The sequence below is a fragment of the Streptomyces sp. NPDC003011 genome, from assembly GCF_053591515.1.
Genome location: NZ_JBSFTY010000008.1, coordinates 20324 through 38399 on the forward strand (window position 1 = coordinate 20324; position 18076 = coordinate 38399).

The 18076-nt window shown below is 72.3% G+C and carries 13 protein-coding genes and 1 pseudogene; 4 read left to right on the forward strand and 10 right to left on the reverse strand.

Annotated elements, in window-relative coordinates:
• Positions 1-30 precede the first annotated feature (30 nt).
• From ACWD0J_RS06100 to ACWD0J_RS06115, 4 genes are all read right to left on the reverse strand, one after another.
• Positions 31-1395, reverse strand: a complete 1365-nt coding sequence (locus tag ACWD0J_RS06100) for an FAD-dependent oxidoreductase (protein ID WP_451494556.1) — start codon at positions 1393-1395, stop codon at positions 31-33.
• Between the two features lie 104 nt (positions 1396-1499).
• Complete coding sequence (locus ACWD0J_RS06105) at positions 1500-4298, reverse strand: SpoIIE family protein phosphatase (protein ID WP_451494557.1); 2799 nt, start codon at positions 4296-4298, stop codon at positions 1500-1502.
• Between the two features lie 41 nt (positions 4299-4339).
• Positions 4340-4561: a hypothetical protein gene (locus ACWD0J_RS06110; protein WP_451494558.1), complete on the reverse strand. Its 222-nt coding sequence runs from the start codon at positions 4559-4561 to the stop codon at positions 4340-4342.
• 69 nt (positions 4562-4630) lie between these two features.
• Positions 4631-7252 carry a SpoIIE family protein phosphatase gene (locus ACWD0J_RS06115; protein WP_451494559.1) on the reverse strand — a complete coding sequence of 874 codons (2622 nt, stop codon included), beginning with the start codon at positions 7250-7252 and terminating at the stop codon, positions 4631-4633.
• 299 nt (positions 7253-7551) lie between these two features.
• Here ACWD0J_RS06115 and ACWD0J_RS06120 point away from each other — a divergent pair, with 299 nt between their 5' ends.
• The gene (locus tag ACWD0J_RS06120) at positions 7552-7929 is read left to right on the forward strand and encodes a luciferase domain-containing protein (protein WP_451494560.1); all 378 of its coding nucleotides are present in this window, start codon (positions 7552-7554) and stop codon (positions 7927-7929) included.
• 18 nt (positions 7930-7947) lie between these two features.
• On the opposite strand, the gene ACWD0J_RS06125 is transcribed toward ACWD0J_RS06120, so the two are convergent.
• Entirely contained in the window at positions 7948-8442 is a 495-nt protein-coding gene (locus ACWD0J_RS06125; protein WP_451494561.1) for a lamin tail domain-containing protein, read from the reverse strand.
• Between the two features lie 266 nt (positions 8443-8708).
• Here ACWD0J_RS06125 and ACWD0J_RS06130 point away from each other — a divergent pair.
• The 3 genes and pseudogenes from ACWD0J_RS06130 to ACWD0J_RS06140 form a co-directional block, all read left to right on the forward strand.
• A pseudogene (locus ACWD0J_RS06130) lies at positions 8709-9008 on the forward strand (MFS transporter); the annotation flags it as partial.
• A 37-nt stretch (positions 9009-9045) separates the two neighbouring features.
• Complete coding sequence (locus ACWD0J_RS06135; protein ID WP_451494562.1) at positions 9046-9909, forward strand: DUF1932 domain-containing protein; 864 nt, start codon at positions 9046-9048, stop codon at positions 9907-9909.
• A gap of 199 nt (positions 9910-10108) precedes the next feature.
• Complete coding sequence (locus ACWD0J_RS06140; RefSeq protein WP_451494563.1) at positions 10109-10768, forward strand: beta-glucanase; 660 nt, start codon at positions 10109-10111, stop codon at positions 10766-10768.
• 28 nt (positions 10769-10796) lie between these two features.
• Here the strand turns inward: ACWD0J_RS06140 and ACWD0J_RS06145 are convergent, their stop codons facing one another.
• The 5 genes from ACWD0J_RS06145 to ACWD0J_RS06165 form a co-directional block, all read right to left on the reverse strand.
• Entirely contained in the window at positions 10797-11264 is a 468-nt protein-coding gene (locus ACWD0J_RS06145) for a hypothetical protein (RefSeq protein WP_451494564.1), read from the reverse strand.
• Between the two features lie 157 nt (positions 11265-11421).
• Positions 11422-13464, reverse strand: coding sequence for an RICIN domain-containing protein (locus ACWD0J_RS06150; protein WP_451494565.1), 2043 nt, complete (start codon positions 13462-13464; stop codon positions 11422-11424).
• Between the two features lie 128 nt (positions 13465-13592).
• Positions 13593-15635, reverse strand: a complete 2043-nt coding sequence (locus ACWD0J_RS06155) for a beta-galactosidase (protein WP_451494566.1) — start codon at positions 15633-15635, stop codon at positions 13593-13595.
• Positions 15636-15694: 59 nt separating this feature from the next.
• A complete protein-coding gene (locus ACWD0J_RS06160; protein ID WP_451494567.1) occupies positions 15695-17032 on the reverse strand; it encodes an ABC transporter substrate-binding protein in 1338 nt (445 codons plus the stop codon).
• An 89-nt stretch (positions 17033-17121) separates the two neighbouring features.
• Positions 17122-18072: a carbohydrate ABC transporter permease gene (locus ACWD0J_RS06165; protein WP_451494568.1), complete on the reverse strand. Its 951-nt coding sequence runs from the start codon at positions 18070-18072 to the stop codon at positions 17122-17124.
• Positions 18073-18076: the final 4 nt, after the last annotated feature.

Sequence of the window (18076 nt, forward strand, 5' to 3'; positions counted from 1 at the left end):
CCCGGACCCTCGGGTGTCATCGGCCGGCGCTCACGCGCCGCTCTCCCGGAGCATGTCCTCGCGCTCGACGATCTTCACGCGCTCGCGGCCCTGCGGCTCGCCCAGCGCCTTCTCGGCGGCGTCCAGCTTGTACCAGCCCTCCCAGGTGGTGAAGCGGACCTCGCGCTCGGCGAGGAACGCCTCCACGGCCTCGGGGGCGGGCGAGGCGGGCGTCTGCAGACGGCCGTTCGCGTAGTCGTCCAGCAGGTTCGACACCGTCTCGTTGGCGTCGCCCTTGGTGTGCCCGATCAGGCCCACCGGACCCCGCCGGATCCAGCCGGTGACGTACGTCGACCGCAGGTGCTCGCCGTTCTCCTGGACGACCCGGCCGCCCTGGTCCGGGACCGTGCCCGAGTCGAGGTCCCAGGGCAGCTTGGGCAGCTTGTCGGAGAGGTAGCCGACCGCGCGGTAGACCGCCGTGACGTCCCAGTCCTTGAACTCGCCGGTGCCCTTCACGTTGCCGGTGCCGTCCAGGGCGGTGCGCTCGGTGCGCAGGCCGACGACCTTGCCGTCCTCGCCGAGGATCTCGGCCGGCGACTCGAAGAAGTGCAGGAACAGCTTGTGCGGGCGGTCGCCGACGTCCCGGATCGCCCAGTTCTCCAGGGTCTTGGCGACCATGTCGGCCTGCTTGTTGCCGCGCCGGGTCGCGATCGAGCCCTCGTCGTAGTCGATGTCCTCGGGATCGACGATGACCTCGATGCTCGGGGAGTGGTCCAGCTCGCGCAGCTCCATCGGGCTGAACTTCGCCTGCGCGGGGCCACGGCGGCCGAACACGTGGACCTCCAGCGCCTTGTTCGCCTTCAGGCCCTCGTGGACGTTCGGCGGGATCTCCGTCGGCAGCAGCTCGTCCGCGGTCTTGGCGAGGATGCGCGCCACGTCCAGCGCGACGTTCCCGACGCCGAGCACCGCGACCTTCTCCGCCTCCAGCGGCCAGGTGCGCGGCACGTCCGGGTGGCCGTCGTACCAGGACACGAAGTCCGCGGCGCCGTACGAGCCGTCGAGCTCGATACCGGGTATGGACAGCTCACGGTCGGCCGTCGCGCCGGTGGAGAAGATCACGGCGTCGTAGAACGCGCGCAGGTCGTCCAGGCTGATGTCGGCCGGGTAGTCGACGTTGCCGAAGAGACGGATCTGCGGCTTGTCGAGCACCTGGTGCAGGGCGCTGACGATGCCTTTGATGCGGGGATGGTCGGGAGCGACACCGTAACGGATCAGGCCGAACGGGGCCGGCATCCGCTCGAAGAGGTCGAGGGACACACCGGGTTCGGCGGCCACGTCGGACTTGAGCAGTGCGTCGGCGGCGTAGATCCCGGCGGGGCCGGCTCCGACGATGGCTACCCGCAGGGGGCGGGGCATGATCAGTTCCCTTCGAGTGGCGACAGATCGACTCGACGGGAAGCCTAAGCTAAGGCATGCCTTAGTCGGTACGAGGGTCCAGTCTATGAGCTCATAAGGCGAACCTATGAGTGGCGTGGCAGCGTCTGCTCGGCCCAGATGACCTTGCCCGCGGGCGTGTAGCGGGTGCCCCAGCGCTCGGCGATCTGCGCGACGAGGAACAGGCCGCGCCCGCCCTCGTCCGTCATGGCCGCGTACCGCAGGTGGGGCGAGGTGCTGCTGCTGTCGAAGACCTCGCAGATCAGCGTGCGGTCGTACAGCACGCGGACGTGGATGGGGCCGCCGCCGTAGCGGATGGCGTTGGTGACGAGCTCGCTCAGGATCAGTTCCGTGGTGAACGCCAGCTCGTCCAGGCCCCATTGGGCCAGCCGGCGGCTGACCGAGGCGCGGACCTCCGAGACGGCCACCGGGGCGGACGGCACCTGCCACTCTGCGATCCGGTCGGCGGGCAGGGCCCGGGTACGGGCCACGATCAGGGCGATGTCGTCGCTGGGCTTGGCCGGCAGCCGGGAGTCGAGGACCACCCGGCAGGTGTCCTCCGGCGACCGGCCGGCCCGCTCCAGCGCACCCCGCAACAGGTCGAGACCCACGTCGATGTCGTGCTCGCGGTCCTCGACCAGCCCGTCCGTGTAGAGCACCAGCCGGCTGCCCTCGGCCAGTTCGAGGTCCACCGTCTCGAACGGCAGACCGCCGAGGCCGAGCGGGGGACCGGCCGGCACGTCCGGGAACTCCACGCTGCCGTCCGGGTGGATCAGGGCGGGCGGCGGATGGCCGGCGCGGGCCACCGTGCACCGCCGGGAGACCGGGTCGTACACGGCGTACAGGCAGGTCGCGCCGGTGACCGGGGCGTTCGTGCCCTCCTCCGCCTCGTCCTGGTCGATGCGGGAGACCAACTCGTCCAGCAGGGCGAGCAGTTCGTCCGGCGGGAGGTCCAGCGCGGAGAAGTTGTGCACCGCCGTGCGCAACCGTCCCATGGTGGCCGCCGCGTGCAGCCCGTGCCCGACGACGTCCCCCACCACCAGCGCCACCCGGGCCCCCGACAGCGGCAGCACGTCGAACCAGTCGCCGCCCACGCCCGCCTGCGCCGGCAGATACCGGTAGGCGATCTCCAGGGCGTTCTGCTCGGGCAGCCTGCGCGGCAGCAGACTGCGCTGCAGTGCCACCGCCATGCTGTGCTCGCGCGTGTAGCGGCGCGCGTTGTCGATGGAGACGGCGGCCCGGGCCACCAGTTCCTCGGCGAGGGCCACTTCCTCCGTGTCGAACGGCTCGGGCTTCTCCGACCGCCAGAAGTTCGCCATGCCCAGCACCAGACTGCCCGCCCGCAACGGCACCGTGATCAGCGAGTGGATGCCGTACTCCACCACCTGGGCGGAACGTTCGAGGTCCTGTGCCTGCCAGCCCGCGGCCTCGCCCAGCCGCGGCTCGACGACGGCCTGCCCCGTGGCGAGGCTGCGGGCCTGCGGGGCGGAGTCGACGAGGCGGATCTGCTGGCCCACCGGATACAGCGGGGCGTCCCTGCGGATCCCGCTCAGCGCGGTACGGCGCAGGGTGCGCGCCGTCTCCGGCTGGCCCCCGCTCAGCACGGAGTCGAACAGGTCCACGGTGGCGAAGTCCGCGAACCGGGGCACGGCCAGCTCCGCCAGTTCCTCGGCGGTACGGGTGACGTCCAGACTGGTCCCGACGGCCGCCCCGGCGGCGTACAGCATGTTGAGGCGTTCGCGTGCCGCCTCGGCCCGGCCGGAGAGGGCACGCAGCTCGGTGGAGTCGCGCAGGGTGGCGACCGTGCCGGGCGGGCCGCCCTGGCTGTCGGTGGTGCGCTGGTTGATCGCCAGCAGCCGGTCCTTGACCAGGTGCACCTCGTCGGTGGCGACCCGCCCGGAGGCCAGCAGGCCGGCCGTGTCGGGCGGCAGGGCCAGGTCCTGGACGTGCCGGCCCTCGGCGTCGTCGGGCAGGTCGAGCAGCCGGTGCGCCTCGTCGTTGGCGAGCAGCAGGGTGCCCTCGCCGCCGACGATGAGCACGCCCTCCCGCACCGCGTGCAGCACCGCGTCGTGGTGCTCGTACATCCGGGTCATCTCGTGCGGGCCCAGGCCATGGGTCTGCCGCAGCAGCCGGCGGCTCACCAGCGCGGTGCCCGCCGTGGCCAGGACGAGGCCCGCCGCGGCGGCGATCAGCACCAGCGGCAGCTGCCGGTTGGCCGCACCGCCCACGTTCTCGGTCGTGATGCCCGCCGACACCAGGCCCACGACCGAGCCGTCGGCGTCCTTGACCGGGACCACCGCCTGCACCAGCGGGCCGATGGTGCCGTCGATCTCCTCGGTGACGGTGCGTCCGGCCAGCGCCGGCGCGAGGGTGCCGACGAACGTCTTGCCGATGCGGTCCGGCTTGGGGTGGGTGTAGCGGACGCCGTCGGTGTTCATGACGACGATGAAGTCCACGTCCGTCGCCTTGCGGGCCGCCTCCGCGCGCGGTTGCAGGACCGCCGTCGGGTCGGCGCTCCGCAGCGCCTCCACGGTGCCCGGCGCGTTCGCGAACGTCTCGGCGACGGCCACCGAACGGTTACGGGCCTCGGTGGTGCTGTCGTGCCGGACCTGGAGCACCAGCGCGACCACCGCGGCCACGACCAGCAGCAGCACGATCACCACTTGGAGGACGAAGACCTGTCCGGCGACGCTGCGTCCGCCGACCGCCGACCGCAGTTCGGCCGCCGGCCCCTGCCGCTCCCCGTCGGCGCCGCGCCCCACCGCGCCGACGGGCCGCCCCCGGTGTCCGGGCGCCCCCGGAGCGCGGTCGGGCACCCGGCGCGGGCGCGGACCGCTGGGACGACGGGTCGACCGGGCCCCGGATCGACCCACGAGTCGGACCATGTGCCATGTCTACACTGCCGGGCCGCATGAGGCGAGGGGCGTCACACCGCGTGACAGCCGGGCCCCGGTTGCCGCGGGGCGCCCGGCCCCGACCCTGCGCGTTCACCGCGCGGTGCGGCGGGCGGGTGGGCAGCGGGGGTGGTGTGCCGGTCGGTGGCGGGCCGCAGGGCGATGTCGTCGGGGCGGGCGGCGGCGGGCAGCGGGGTGGTGTGGTCGGGGCGGTCGGTGGCGTGCCGGGTGGCGGTGGGCCGGTGGCCGGGCATTCGGGTGGGGCGGGGGTGGGGTGGTTTCGGCCGGGTGGGTGGCAGAGCGCTGGTGGCGTGTCTGCGCGTTCACTTCGTGGTGCGGCGGGCGGCGAGCAGCAGGGCGATGTCGTCGGGGCGGTCTGCGGCGTGCCGGGCTGTCGCGGTGAGCCGGTCGGCCAGGGCTGCCAGTGACCGGCCGCCCGGCCGGGCGGCGGGCGCGCCCGCCTTGGCCAGGGCCACCCGCAGGGCGCTGATCCCGTCGTCGATGTCGCCGCCGGGCCGTTCCACCAGCCCGTCCGTGTACAGCGCCAGCACCGCGCCGATGTCCATCCGCAGCTCCGTCACCGGGTAGCGGGCCCGCGGGTCCACACCGAGCACGACCCCGCCGGGCAGGTCCAGGACGTGGGTGCGGCCGTCCGGCTGGCGCAGCAGCGGCTGCGGATGCCCCGCCCGGGCGGCCCGGGCCACTCCGGTGGCGGGATCCAGACGGACGTAGCAGCAGCTGGCGAACAGCCCGGGGTCGAGGTCGATGAGGAGGTGGTTGGTGCCGCTCATCACCTCGTCCGGCGGCCGGTCGCCGAGCGCGAAGGCCCGTACCGCGCTGCGCAGTTGGCCCATCGTCGCCGCCGCCTGCACACCGTGTCCCTGCACGTCGCCGATGACCAGCGCCAGACCGTCGCCGGCCTCGATGACGTCGTACCAGTCCCCGCCCACGTCCATTCCCTGGGTGCCGGGCAGATAGCGCCCGGCGGTCTCCACCTGCGGATGCGCCGACAGCCGCTGGGGGAGCAGGGCCTGCTGGAGCCCCCGGGCGAGCGCGGCCTCCGTCTCGTAGCGCCGCGCCTTCTCCATGGCGTGCGCGATGAGTCCGGCCAGCGCGGTGAGCACCGTGCGTTCCTCGGTGCTGAAGCTGCGCGGACGGTCGAAGCCGAGGATGCAGGAGCCGACCGGGCGGCCGGAGGCGATCAGGGGCAGGAAGGCGCGGGCGCCCTCCGTCGCGTCCAGCGGCAGGCCGGGATAGGCCGCGGTCAGCTGTTCCATCGAGTCGAAGAACAGCGGGCGGCCGGTGGTCAGCGTCTCGACGCCGGGCATCCGGGCGTCCAGGCCCACCCCCTCGAACGGGCTGAGGAACCCCGGGGGGAAGCCCGACTCCCAGGCCAGGTACAGATGCCGTTCCTGCAACAGGTAGATGGCGAGCCGCCGGCCGCCGAACGCGGGCAGCAGCTCGCGCATGACGACGGCGGACACCTGACGGGCGGTGACCGCCTCGGTGAGCGCGATGGCGAGGACGATGGGCCGGTACCCGGACGCCAGCGAGGCGGGGCCGGACGCGTCCGGCGGCCCGGGCACGAGGCCGCCGGGAGGAGTGTCCGGGGACATGTCCGGGGACATGGCGTCCGCGGGCATGGTGTCAGTGGGAACGGCGTCCGGGGGCACGGCGCCGGTGGGAACGGCGCCGGTGGGCACGGCGTCCGCCACTCGGCTCGCCGGGCGGACCACGCAGGTCAGCCGGTCCTGGCCGGGGTAGACGGAGACGGACAGCCAGTCGCCCTCGGACGGCCGGTCGGCGGGCTCGGGATCGCGTTCCGGCGGCCGGCGGACATGGAAGTGCACCGGGTCCGGCGCCAGCAGGGCCGCCCGCAGATGATCCTCCACGTCGGGCCGGCCGATCCACGGCACGGCCTCCCACAGCGCGAGCCCGAGCAGCTCGGTCCGGGACCGGCGCAGCAACCGCGCGGCGCGCGGATTCGCGTAGACGATCAGACCGGCCCGGTCCAGACAGAACACGCCGTCCGGCAGCAGGTCGGCCGCCGCGTCGGCGGTGGCGCCGGGGCCCGGGTCGAGGACGACGCCCTTCACGATCCCCGTCCCGGCCCACGCGCCCGACAGGACGGCCGCGTCCTCCGCGCTCCACAGGTCCATCAGCCGCAGCGCACCGTCCGTGTTCCGCAGGTACAGCGGCAGGGTCGGCGGGCGTCCGGTGGCCGTGGCGCGCAGCGCGGCCAGCACGAGATGCGTGTCGGAGGGCGCCACGGCGTGCGCGAACTCCTCCGCACTCCCGGGGAAGCCGGCCGGGTCCACACCCAGCAGGGTGTGCAGGCCCTCGTCCACGGTCACCTCCGCCGTGGCCGGATCCCAGGCGAAGCGCCCGAGTCGCTCCACGGGAGGGCGGGTGGCGGACGGACGTACACACAGCGGATCGCCGTCCCAGACGACGGCCTGCTCGCCGCCCTCCAGGGCGCGCAGCGCGGACCCCAGCTCCTGGGCCAGCCGGGTCATGCGGTCCCGGGCGGTCAGCAGGTCGGCGGCGTCCGCGGTGGCGGGCCGCAGGACGGTGAGGACACCGAACGGTTCGGGCCCGTCCCCGACCGGCACATAGAGGGAACCGAACGGGAACGGCAGGCCCGCCGCGAACTGGGGGTAGCGGCGCATCGTCTCGGTGGCGTTCGGCAGGACCACCTGGACGCCCAGCCGATACGCGTCCGAGACGGGGAACGGGCGCTCCACGTGCAGCCGCCACCAGGGGCGGAACAGGGGGCCGGGCAGCCCGGCGAGCACCGCCAGCCGCAGCAGCCCGGGCGTACCGGACCGCAGGTAGATCCCGCCCGCGTGGCCGCCGGCGGCGCTGATCGCCTCCGTCGAGACGTCGATCAGCAGCTCCGCCAGCCGTCCCGGCGTCGGAGATGCGTCCGCGGCGCTCCCAGTCATCGGCCCTACCTCGTCCGTGCGCCGTCACGCGGGCGACGACACAGCCAGAATGCGCCCCCCGGCCCCCGGCGCGCATCCGCTCGGACGGAACATCGGCGCACGACCTGCCCCGGGTGCTCACGTGACACATCCCGCCCCGAGCGAGCGCCCGGTCCGCGCCGGACACGAGTGGGCAGCCGCCACGGTGTGAGCGGACGGCCCGGCGCCGGGACAAGGGCGCCGGGCCGCCGGAGGCCACGTCCTGGTCACGGTGGCCTCACATCTTGATGGCCGCCCGGTGATCCGCTCATGATGAAGGCATGACGACTGGCTTGCGGGCCATGACCCGACTTGCGGACTGGCCGGACCTCGTGGAGGCCCGGCCCAGTTGCGGCAGGGGTCGTGCACTGCGCACCCACGGCGCCGAGATCGCGCACTTCCACTCGGACCGCACGGCCGACGTACATCTGTCGGCACCGGCCATCCGGCGCCTGCGCGGCGACCTGAAGGGCTCGACCGCTCTTCGCCTGATACCCGGCTCCGCCTGGGTGACGGTCTGCCTGGAGTGCGAGTCGGACATCGACCTGCTGATGACGCTGGTGAGCGTCGCCCTCAAGGCCCATCAGGGGAGCCCGGCCGGTGATCCGGCGCCCTCCGCCCGGTGCAACGACCACCGCCATGTGGCGATCACGTGGTGAGCGCCCGGTGACGGCCTGTCAGCCGTGGAAGTTCACGTAGCCGTTGCGGTCGGGATCCGAGCCGCTTCTGGTGTACGCGTGCACGTCGGCCCGGCTGCCGGAGGGTTTGTAGAAGTAGATCGTGTCCTTGTCGTTGTTCCACATGAAGTTGCAGTTCTGCCGGTACACCACGTTGTCCGCGTCGGAGTCGGTGCCCCTGCCGCCGCGCAGCTTCACGTGGTCGCCGGGCTGCAGCGAGTGGCCGGCGGTGAAGGCGAAGCGGTTGCCGGTCGCGTCCTTGACCACATACCCCTTGAGGTTGACGGTCGTCGAGGACGAGTAGTTCTTGATCGTCAGGTACTCGTCCTCGGTGTTGCCGGTCGTGCAGTTGTTGGAGTCCGAGCCGGGCGCGTCGTACTGGACGCCCTTGAGCTTCAGGGCCGAGGAGTACTCGGCGGCCTGGGCCGGCGCGGCCGCCACGGCGGCTATCAGCCCGGCGGTGGCGGTCGCCGCCAGGACATGGCGCATACGCATGGGAAATCCCCCCAGTGGTGCGAGTGGAGCGGCAGCAGCCTACTTCTTCGGTGAACGCCGTATGGCGGATTCGTGCAGAAAGGGTGAAGTGAGCTGATCCGTGCGCTGCGGGATACCCATGGGAGGGAGGAAGGCCGACAGGGAGAGGAGCCCGGGTGAGCACCGAGACGAAGGCGGGCGGCCCGGCGGGAGACCCGGCGGACGCAGGCGAGGGCGCCGACCCCAGGCGGTGGAAGGCCCTGTGGGTGACGCTGGCGGCCGGGTTCATGACCCTGCGGGACGTTCCGGTGCGGATGGCGGGCGTGGCGGGAGGCGCCCTGCAGACCGGGCAGCGGCTGGGCGGAGCCGTCGGTACGGCCGCCCTGCCGGGCCTGTTCTACCTGGTGCTGAGCGCCGGCCCGCACGACTACCGGTCGGCGGTCGCGGTCGCCGTGGGCTGCGGCATCGCGCCGGTGCTGGGCGCCCTCGCGGTGGCGGTGCACGACTGGCTGCGGGACCGGAGGGCGCGACGGGATCCGTGCCCGCCCGAGGTGTCCCACAGTCCCGTGCACGCGAGTCAGGGCTGACCGCCGGCCCGCGCGGGTGCGGCGATAGGGTCCCGGCATGACGCAAGCCGACGTGGGAATCCTGTACCCCGGCTCGATGGGAGCGCGGGTGGCCGCGCAGGCCGTAGCGGCCGGCGCCAGGGTCTGGTGGCCGGCGCAGGGACGGTCGGCCGCCACCCGGGAGCGGGCCGCAGCGCTCGGACTCACGCCCGCCGCGAGCACGGCGGAGCTGACCGCCGAGTGCGGGATGATCCTGAGCGTGTGCCCGCCGGCCGCCGCCCTCGACGTGGCCCGGCAGGTCGCGGCCACCGGCTTCGACGGCGTCTACGTCGACGCCAACGCGGTCAGCCCCCGCCACATGGAACAGATCGCCCAGGTGATGGAGACCAACGGCGCACGCGTGGTGGACGGAGGCATCACCGGGCCGCCGCCGCGCGAGGCCGACACCACCCGGCTGTACCTCTCGGGCGACGACACGGCGGTGGACACGGTCCGGACCCTGTTCGACGGCACCCTGCTGACCCCGGTCGTCCTGGCCGGACCGGCCGGCCGGGCCTCGGCGCTCAAGCTGGCCTTCGCCGCCTACAACAAGATCTCCTACGCGCTCGCCGCCGAAGCCTGCGCCCTCGCCGCCGGCCACGGCGTCCTCGACGACCTGCGCGACCTCGCCGCGCACCTGCTGCCCGGCACCCCGCTGGCCAGCCCGGAGCAGCTGGCGAGCGCGGGCGCGCGGGCCTGGCGGTGGGAGCCGGAGATGCGGGAGATCGCCGAGACCTGGCGGGGCGGCGGCCTGCCCGGCACCTTCGCGGACGCCGCGGCGCACACCTTCGACCGGTGGCAGGCCCACAAGGACGACCGGAGCGTGACGAGCGACCGGCTGATCGCCGACCTCTTGCCCCCGCGGCCGGACCAGGCACCGTGACCGAGAGGGCTTTGCGGGCGCCGGCCGGACGACCGGGCCACGCCCCGAAGCCCGCGACACGGCCGGAACGGACATCCGTACGCACCGATCACCCCGTCGGGTGGAAGGCCGGGCCCGACCGGTCGCCGGCCGCATGGGCACGGACCTTCGGGGGAGGACACCTGAGCGCCACCGCAGCCGAGGGACGAGGAGACCGACGGTGACCCGAGCCGTCTTCACAGCCGATTTCGACTCGCCCCGCCAATGGGTCGCGGGCCGCTCCTGGGCCTATCCCGACGGCGGCCCCGTGAACCCGGACGACGACAAACTGGACCACCTCACGGCCGGCCCCGCGTACTCCCGGGGCGGCACGTTCCGGGCCACGCGCCGGCCCGACGGACTGTGGGACACGGGACTGCTGACCACCGAGGAGAGCGAGGAGGGCTTCACGGTACGGGCCGGAGACCGGCTGGAGACCCGGGTGCGGCTGCCCACCCGGACGGGCGCCTGGCCGGCCGTGTGGACCTGGCGCGACGGCGGCCAGGAGATCGACGTGTTCGAGTACCACCCCGACCACCCCGACCTGCTGGAGTTCTCCAACCACGTACGGGGCGGTCACCTCTACCACCGCGACGCGGCCGTGCGTCCCGGCGGCTGGATCGACCTGGCGGTGCGGTTCGGCAGCGCCGACGTGACGTGGTCCCTCAACGGCGTACCCGTCTTCTCCGACGGGCGCGGGGTGGGCCGGGACTGGTCCGCTCACCTCATCGTGAACCTCTCCGTGTGCGCGGGCCGCTACCACCCGCCGCCCGAGCCGGCCGTCGACGAGATGTCCTTCGAGGTCGCGAGCCTGGTCGTGCACCGCGCCGAGCACCCCTGACGCCGTATGCGGTACGCCGTCGCCCCGGTCAGTCCCACAGCGGATACGTCACCACGGGCGCCAGCCGCTCCGGCCTGCCGTCGGGGTAGGTGAGCGTCATGCGGCCGTAGTGCCGCAGGTCCGGGTCCTTGTCCCAGCGCTCGGGCCGGTCGAGCCGGACGACGACCGGATACGAGCGGAAGGTGCCCTCGGCGCAGTACGGGTCGCAGTCGTTGACGAGGTTGCGGCCCCTGGCCATCGCCTTGTCCGCGTCCCAGTGGGACCAGCGCAGCGAGGTCAGCCGGCTGTTGCCGTCGCCGCAGGCGAGCATGAAGTCGGCCGGACGCACCTGGGCCTGCCAGAAGCAGTCCACCAGCACGGTCCGCGGGGACCGCTGTTCCACGGACCGCGCGGCCGACGGCGCCGCCTCGGGAGCGGCGGAGGCCGGACCCATGGCCGCCACGAACACCACGGCGGCACTGAGCGTCGCCGCCTTCGTCACCCCATGTGTGCGCATGTCAGCTCCCGCTGGTTCCCGCGTCCTGTCGGCCCGCCTGTACCGACGCTACGACCACGCCGGGGGACGCACCACTCGAACGGAGCAACGACGAGAGCCCTGCCGCACCGCGGCGGACGCGGTGCGGCAGGGCTCGGTGTGCGCGAGACCGGGCCGGCTAGCCGGCCGTCACCTCGTCGGTCACGTCCGTGACCTTCCAGCGCTGGTTGGAGCCGGAGTTGGGCTGCCACGTCGTGACGGCCGCGCCCTCGTTCGTGGCCTGGCCGCCGACCTCCAGGAGCCGTCCGGTGGCCGCGTTGACCAGGGTCCAGGTGCCGTCACCGGTGGTCGACATGATCCACTCGGTGGCCGCGTCCCGCTCACCCGTGTCGGGCTCCACCACGGGCACGTCGTTCCGTACGGCCAGCCGCTCGCCCTCCGCGGGGTTGCTGAAGACGTACCGCTGGCGGGCGCCGGTCTCGCCGTACCGGGCGCTGAGCTGCCACTGCTGGGCACTGCTGCCGTTGCCCGTGCCGATGACCAGGTTCGTGCCGTCGGCGCCGACGGTCACCGCCTTGCCGCTCTGCACGCCGGTCAGCGTGTAGGTGTGGCCCTTGCTCAGCAGCGGGGCGTCCTTCGCGACACCGGAGACACCCTTGACGGCGAAGGAGGTCACCGACTGGGCGGGCACGGTGAAGGTGGCCTTGCGGTCGCTGACCTTGACCGGGGCCTGCGGCGCGAGCTTGCCGTCGGCGCTGGTGACGACCGGTGTGACGGTCGCGGAACCGCTGACCTTGCGGAACTTCGACAGGTCGATGGTGACCGTGCGCGGTGCGGTGGTGCTGTTGACGTGGACGAGCGAGGCGCCCTTGCCGTCGGCGGTCACGGCGGCGGCGCTGGAGGTGTCGTCCACCTTGATCAGCTTGTCGCCGGGCTTGATGAAGTGCGTGAAGTTGCGGGCGGTGTCGAACTTGGTGTTCGTGTAGATCGGGCAGGACTCCAGCGTGTCCTTCGAGGTGCAGCTGAACGAGAGCTGGATGCTGCCCCAGTTGCCGCCCTTGGCGGACTCGCCGCCCGGCTTCATGTTGTCGTAGTCCTCGACCGGCTGCCAGAACACCCAGGCGCTGGGCTCCAGTTCACGCAGGTCGTTGACGATCTGCTGGGCCAGCCCGAGACCGGGCCGCATGTCGGTGAAGCTCTGCCCGTCGCCCCAGTCGCCCTCGACCTCGCTCATCCACAGCGGCTTGTCCGCGGCCTTGGCGAGGTCCCGCGCGGTGGTGCGCTGCCCGGTGCCGTAGGTGTGGACGTTCAGCTGGTCGACCAGGTCACGCGAGGCCTGCGAGTAGGCGTTCCAGTTCTGGGCGAACAGGGACGGGTTGGTCTCGTCCATCGCCGAGATCTCCGCCTTGACCTTCGCCTTCTTCAGCTCCGGCGCCAGCGCGGCGAGCACTTTCTGCTGGAGCTCGGGGCCGATGTGCGCGCCCTCCTGACGACCGCCGACCGGCTCGCCGTCCGCGCCCAGACGGGTGCTCCAGTAGCCGGTGTTGGGCTCGTTGAACGGGTCGACGGTGTCGACCTTGATGCCCTCCGCCTTCTCCAGCCGCTTGGTCGCGCCCGCCATGTAGGCGGCGAAGTCGTCGACCGACTCGGTCTTCAGCTGGTCGGCGTTGGCGTCGAACCCACCGGAGACGTAACCGCTCTCGGTCATGAACCAGGGCGGGGAGTTGCTGAACGTCTCCCAGTGCGTGATGTCCTTCTTGATGCGCTCCACCCACCAGCGCTGGGTGGCGTCGGCGTCCTTGTTCCAGTCGGCCGGGTCGTCGGCGCTCCACCAGTCGGTGTCCTCGCGGGTGGTGCCCGCGGGCGCCTTCCACCATCCCTCGACGGCGCCGCCGGCGCGCAGGTAGTCCTTGACGTCGGGGGCGTTGCCGCCGCCGATGTTGTAGCGGGCGATGTTCAGCGCCAGGCCGTCGTCGCCGAAGAGCAGCTTCGCGAGCTTCTCGCGTATCTCCGGCGGGTAGTCGCCGGTGGCGTTGGCGAACCAGACCAGGCTGGTGCCCCAGCCCTCGAACTTCTCCTGCTTGTACGACGGGTCCGGCTGCACGGTGACGGAGGTCGCGGCCTGGGCCTGTGCGGGGACGCTGAGCAGGGCGGCCCCGGTGGCCAGGGCCGTCAGTGCGGCGGCCCCGAGGGACCGTCTGCTGCGGGTACGGCGTGCCATCGTGTGCTCCCAACTGGAGTGTGGTCGCTGTGATGACCCCTCCTGCCACGGGGCGGGAGGGGACGGTCCTCGGACGGATGTGTGCCGTTCGAGGGGTCGCGGGTGCGGGTGCTGTGCGGTGCGGGTGCTCAGCCGGCGGGCTGCCGCAGGACGGCGACGTCCCTGGGACCGAGGGTGAGCGTGCCGTCGTCGGCGCCGCCGACCAGGACCTCTCCGGCGAGCCCGGTCACCGGCACCGTGGCGTCGGTCCGGTTGACCAGGAACAGGAACCGGCTGTCGGCGCTCCGGCGCACGGTCAGCTCGACCAGGCCGCGTACCTCCGCGGGCAGTTCGCTCTCCACGCTGGCCGGTTCGAGCAGGCGCGGCAGCAGGGCGGTGAGCCCCTCGACGCCGAGCCGCGTGGACACGTAGGAGGCCGAACCGCCGCCGGTGGGGCGCCGGGTGACGGCGGGGCGGCCGGCCTGCGCGCCGGTGCGGTAGCGGGCCAGGATCTGCGTCTGCGGGTCGGTGACCGTGATCCGGTCGGTCCACAGACTGCCGGTGCTCGCGTCGTCCAGCTCGACCGTGTCACCGGCGAGCAGCGGCCCGAACTCCTCGATGCGCAGGCCGAGCAGGTCGCGCAGGGCTCCCGGGTAGCCGCCGAGCCAGACGTGGTCGTTCTCGTCGACGACCGCCGAGAAGTACGTGGTGATCAGGTGGCCGCCCTGCTCGGCGTAGCGCGTGAGCTCCTTGGCGAGATCGGCGGGCACCATGTGCAGCACCGGGGCGATCAGCACCTGGTGGCGGGACAGGTCGGCGCGGGTGGTGACGAGGTCGGCGCGGACACCGAGGGCCAGGAGCGCCGAGTACCAGTCGAGGGCCTCCTGGCGGTAGTCCAGCAGGGCCGTGGGGTGGGAGTCCTGCTCGCTCGCCCACCACGACTCCCAGTCGTACACGATCCCGACCCGGGCCGGCTCCCGGTCCGAACCGGCGACGGGGGCGAGGGTCCTGAGCGTGGCGCCGAGCTCCGCGACCGCGCGGAACAGGTCGCTGTCCGCGCCGGCGTGCGGGACCATCGCCGAGTGGTACTTCTCGGCGCCGGCCGCCGACTGCCGCCACTGGAAGAAGCACACCGCGTCGGCGCCGTGCGCCACGTGCAGCAGCGAGTCGCGGGCCAGGTCGCCGGGCCGCTTGGCCACGTTCACCGGCTGCCAGTTGACGGCGCTGGTGGAGTGCTCCATCAGGAACCAGGGCCGTCCGCCCGCGATACCGCTGGTGAGGTTCGCGGAGAAGGACAGCTCGTCGCGGTCCTGCGGGCCGGGGTGGACGTAGTGGTCGTTGGAGACGAAGTCGATCTCCTCGGCCCAGTCCGGGTAGTTCATGCCCTTGGTGCCGCCCATCACCATGAAGTTGGTGGTGACCGGCACGTCCGGGGTGATCTCGCGCAGGATGTCCCGCTCGGCCCGCAGGTAGTCCTTCAGCGCGTCCGAGGAGAACCGCTTGAAGTCCAGCTGCTGGGTCGGGTTCGGGTGCGAGGCGGTGAGCCTCGGCGGCAGGATCTGCTCCCAGTCGCCGTAGCGCTGCGACCAGAACGCCGTGCCCCAGGCGTGGTTGAGCGCCTCCAGCGTGCCGTAGCGGGCGCGCAGCCACACCCGGAAGGCGCGGGCCGCGTCGTCGGAGTAGTCGTAGATGTTGTGGCAGCCCAGCTCGTTGGAGACGTGCCAGGCGACCAGGGCGGGATGGTCCCGGTAGCGGTCCGCCATCGCCCGGACCAGGCGCAGGGCGTGCTCACGGAAGACCGGCGAGGTGGGCCGCCAGTGCTGACGGGCGCCCGGCCACACCGTCTCGCCGTGCGCGGTGACCGGCAGGATCTCCGGGTGGGCGGTGCTCAGCCAGGGCGGCGGGGACGCGGTGGCGGTGGCCAGGTCGACCCCGATGCCGCCCGCGTGGAGCAGGTCCATGACCTCGTCGAGCCAGCCGAAGTCCCAGGCGTCCGCGCTCGGCTGGAGACGGGCCCAGGAGAAGATCCCCACCGACACGATGGTGACGCCGGCCTCCCGCATCAGCCGGACGTCCTCCTCCCACACGTCCCGGGGCCACTGCTCCGGGTTGTAGTCGGCGCCGTACGCGAGGCGGGAGACGGGGGCACCGTCCGCCCCGCGCCGCCCGCGGGACAGGAGGGTGGAGATCATGATGGTCCTTCCGGTGGTGCACGGGGGGCGGCGCGGGGTCCACCGCGCCGCCCGGCGTCCTACTTCTCGACGGTGAAGCCCTGCTCGTTGCCGTACTTGACGGAGGCGTCCTGCCAGGACTTCAGGCCCTGCTCCAGCGTGGTCCCGGAGACGTAGGCCTTGCCGACGGTGTCGTTGAAGATCGAGTTGGCGTACTGCTGGAAGGGCAGGTACGACCAGTCGTCGGCGACGTTCGCGGCGGAGTCGGCGAAGATCTTGTTGGCTTCCTGGCCGCCGAAGTAGTCGAACTTGGTGCTCTGGAACTCCGGGGACTGAAGTTCCGCGGTGGTCGCCGGGAAGGCGCCCTGCTTGACGCGGGTCTGCACGCCGTCGCCGGCGTTCGCGTACTCGGTGAAGGCGTAGGCGAGTTCCTTGTTCTTGCCCAGCGCGGGCAGGGCGAGCGAACTGCCGCCGTTCTCCGCGCTCGCCTTGTCGCCCTTGGTCCAGGCCGGCATCGGGGCCGCGCGCCAGTCACCGGAGGCGTTCGGCACGCCGGTGACGAAGTTGGCGGGCATCCAGGCGCCGCTGGCCAGGGTGGCGATGGTGCCGTCACCCAGACCCTTGTACCAGTCGTCGGTCCAGCCGTTGATGGGCGCGAGCAGCTTCTCGTCGATCAGCTTCTGCCAGGTCTCGGTGTACTTCTTGGCGCCCGCGTCGGAAAAGTCGATCTTCACGTCGGTGCCGTCGACCTGGTAGGGGCGCGAACCGGCCTGCCAGAGAAGGCTGGTGGTGAAGCCCGCGTCGCCGGCGTCGTTGGCGATGTAGACCTTCGGGTCGGCCTTGTGCAGCTTGCGGGCCGCCTCGACGTACTCGTCCCACGTGGTCGGGACGGCGACCTTGTACTTGTCGAAGACCTTCTTGTTGTAGTACAGCGCCATCGGGCCGGCGTCCATCGGAAGGCCGTAGACGGCCTTGTCCTCGGTCACGGCGTTCCACGGACCGGGGCTGTACTTGGAGGCGAGCTTGTCCGCGCCGTAGGGGGCCAGGTCGGTGAGGCCCTTGGTGAGGGCGTACTGACCGAGCGCGAAGTACTCGACCTGCGCGACGTCGGGCACGCCCTTCTCGGCCGATATGGCGTTCGACAGGGCGGTGTAGTGCTTGTCACCGGACCGCTCGCTGACGAGGTTGACCTTGACCTTGGGGTACTTCTTCTCGAAGTCGGCGGCGACCGACTTCAGCGTGGGCTCCCAGGCCCACACCGTGACCGTGCCGCCCTTCTTCAGGGCCGCCTGGATGTCCGAGGCGGAGACCGCCTTCTGGCCGGAGTCCTCGTCGGAGCCGCCGCAGGCGGTGGCGCCCAGGGCGAGGGTGGAGAGGAGGGCGATGCCGCGCAGCAGGCGGCTCGTCTTTCTGCGCATGGAGGTGCTTCCACTTCTTCGTGGGTGGGACGGGGTGAGGGTACGGATGACGCGGTGTGGGGCTGAGGGGCGGCCGGAGGTCCGCGGGGTCACTCCTTGACGCTTCCGGCCGCGAGCCCGGACTGCCAGTACTTCTGCAGCAGCAGGAACGCGGCGATCAGCGGCACGATGGTGAGCAGTGAACCGGTGATCACCAGGTTGAAGATCACGTCACCGCCGATCGTCTCCGCCTGGGAGTTCCAGACGCTCAGGCCCAGGGTCAGCGGATACCAGTCCGAGTCCTTGAGCATGATCAGCGGCAGGAAGTAGTTGTTCCAGGTGGCGACCGTGGTGAACAGCAGCACGGTCACGATGCCGGGAGAGAGCAGAGGCAGGGCGACGGTGAAGAAGGTGCGCGCCTCGCCGGCCCCGTCGATGCGGGCGGCCTCGAGGAGTTCGGTGGGGATGGCCTCGGTGGCGAAGACCCACATCAGGTAGAGGCCGAACGGAGAGACCAGCGACGGGATGATCACCGCCCACGGGGTGTCGGTGAGGCCCATCTTGCTGAACATCAGGAACGTGGGCACCGCGAGGGCGGTGCCGGGGACGGCCACGGCACCGATGACCACGGCGAAGACGCCGCGCTTGCCGGGGAAGTCGAACTTCGCCAGCGCGTAACCGCCGAGGACCGCGAGGAAGGTGGCACCGCCGGCGCCGAGCACCACGTACATCAGGGTGTTCAGGAGCCAGCGGGTGAACACGCCGTCGTCGTACGTGAACGTGTCACGGATGTTGCTCCACAGGGCGAAGTCGTCGCTGAACCAGAGCCCGCTCGAGTCGGCGAGGCCCGCCTGGGTCTTGGTGGCGTTGATGGCCAGCCAGATCAGCGGCACCACGGTGTAGAGGACCACCAGGGAGGTCAGCACCGTCAGCAGCACGCTGCGCTTGGGCCGCCCGGCGGAGTGGGGCTTGCGCGTACCGCGCAGCCGCGGCGCGCTCGTGCCGGGGCCGGCGGGCCGGACCGGCACGGAGGGGGAGTCGGTGGTGACAGGGGTGCTCATCTGG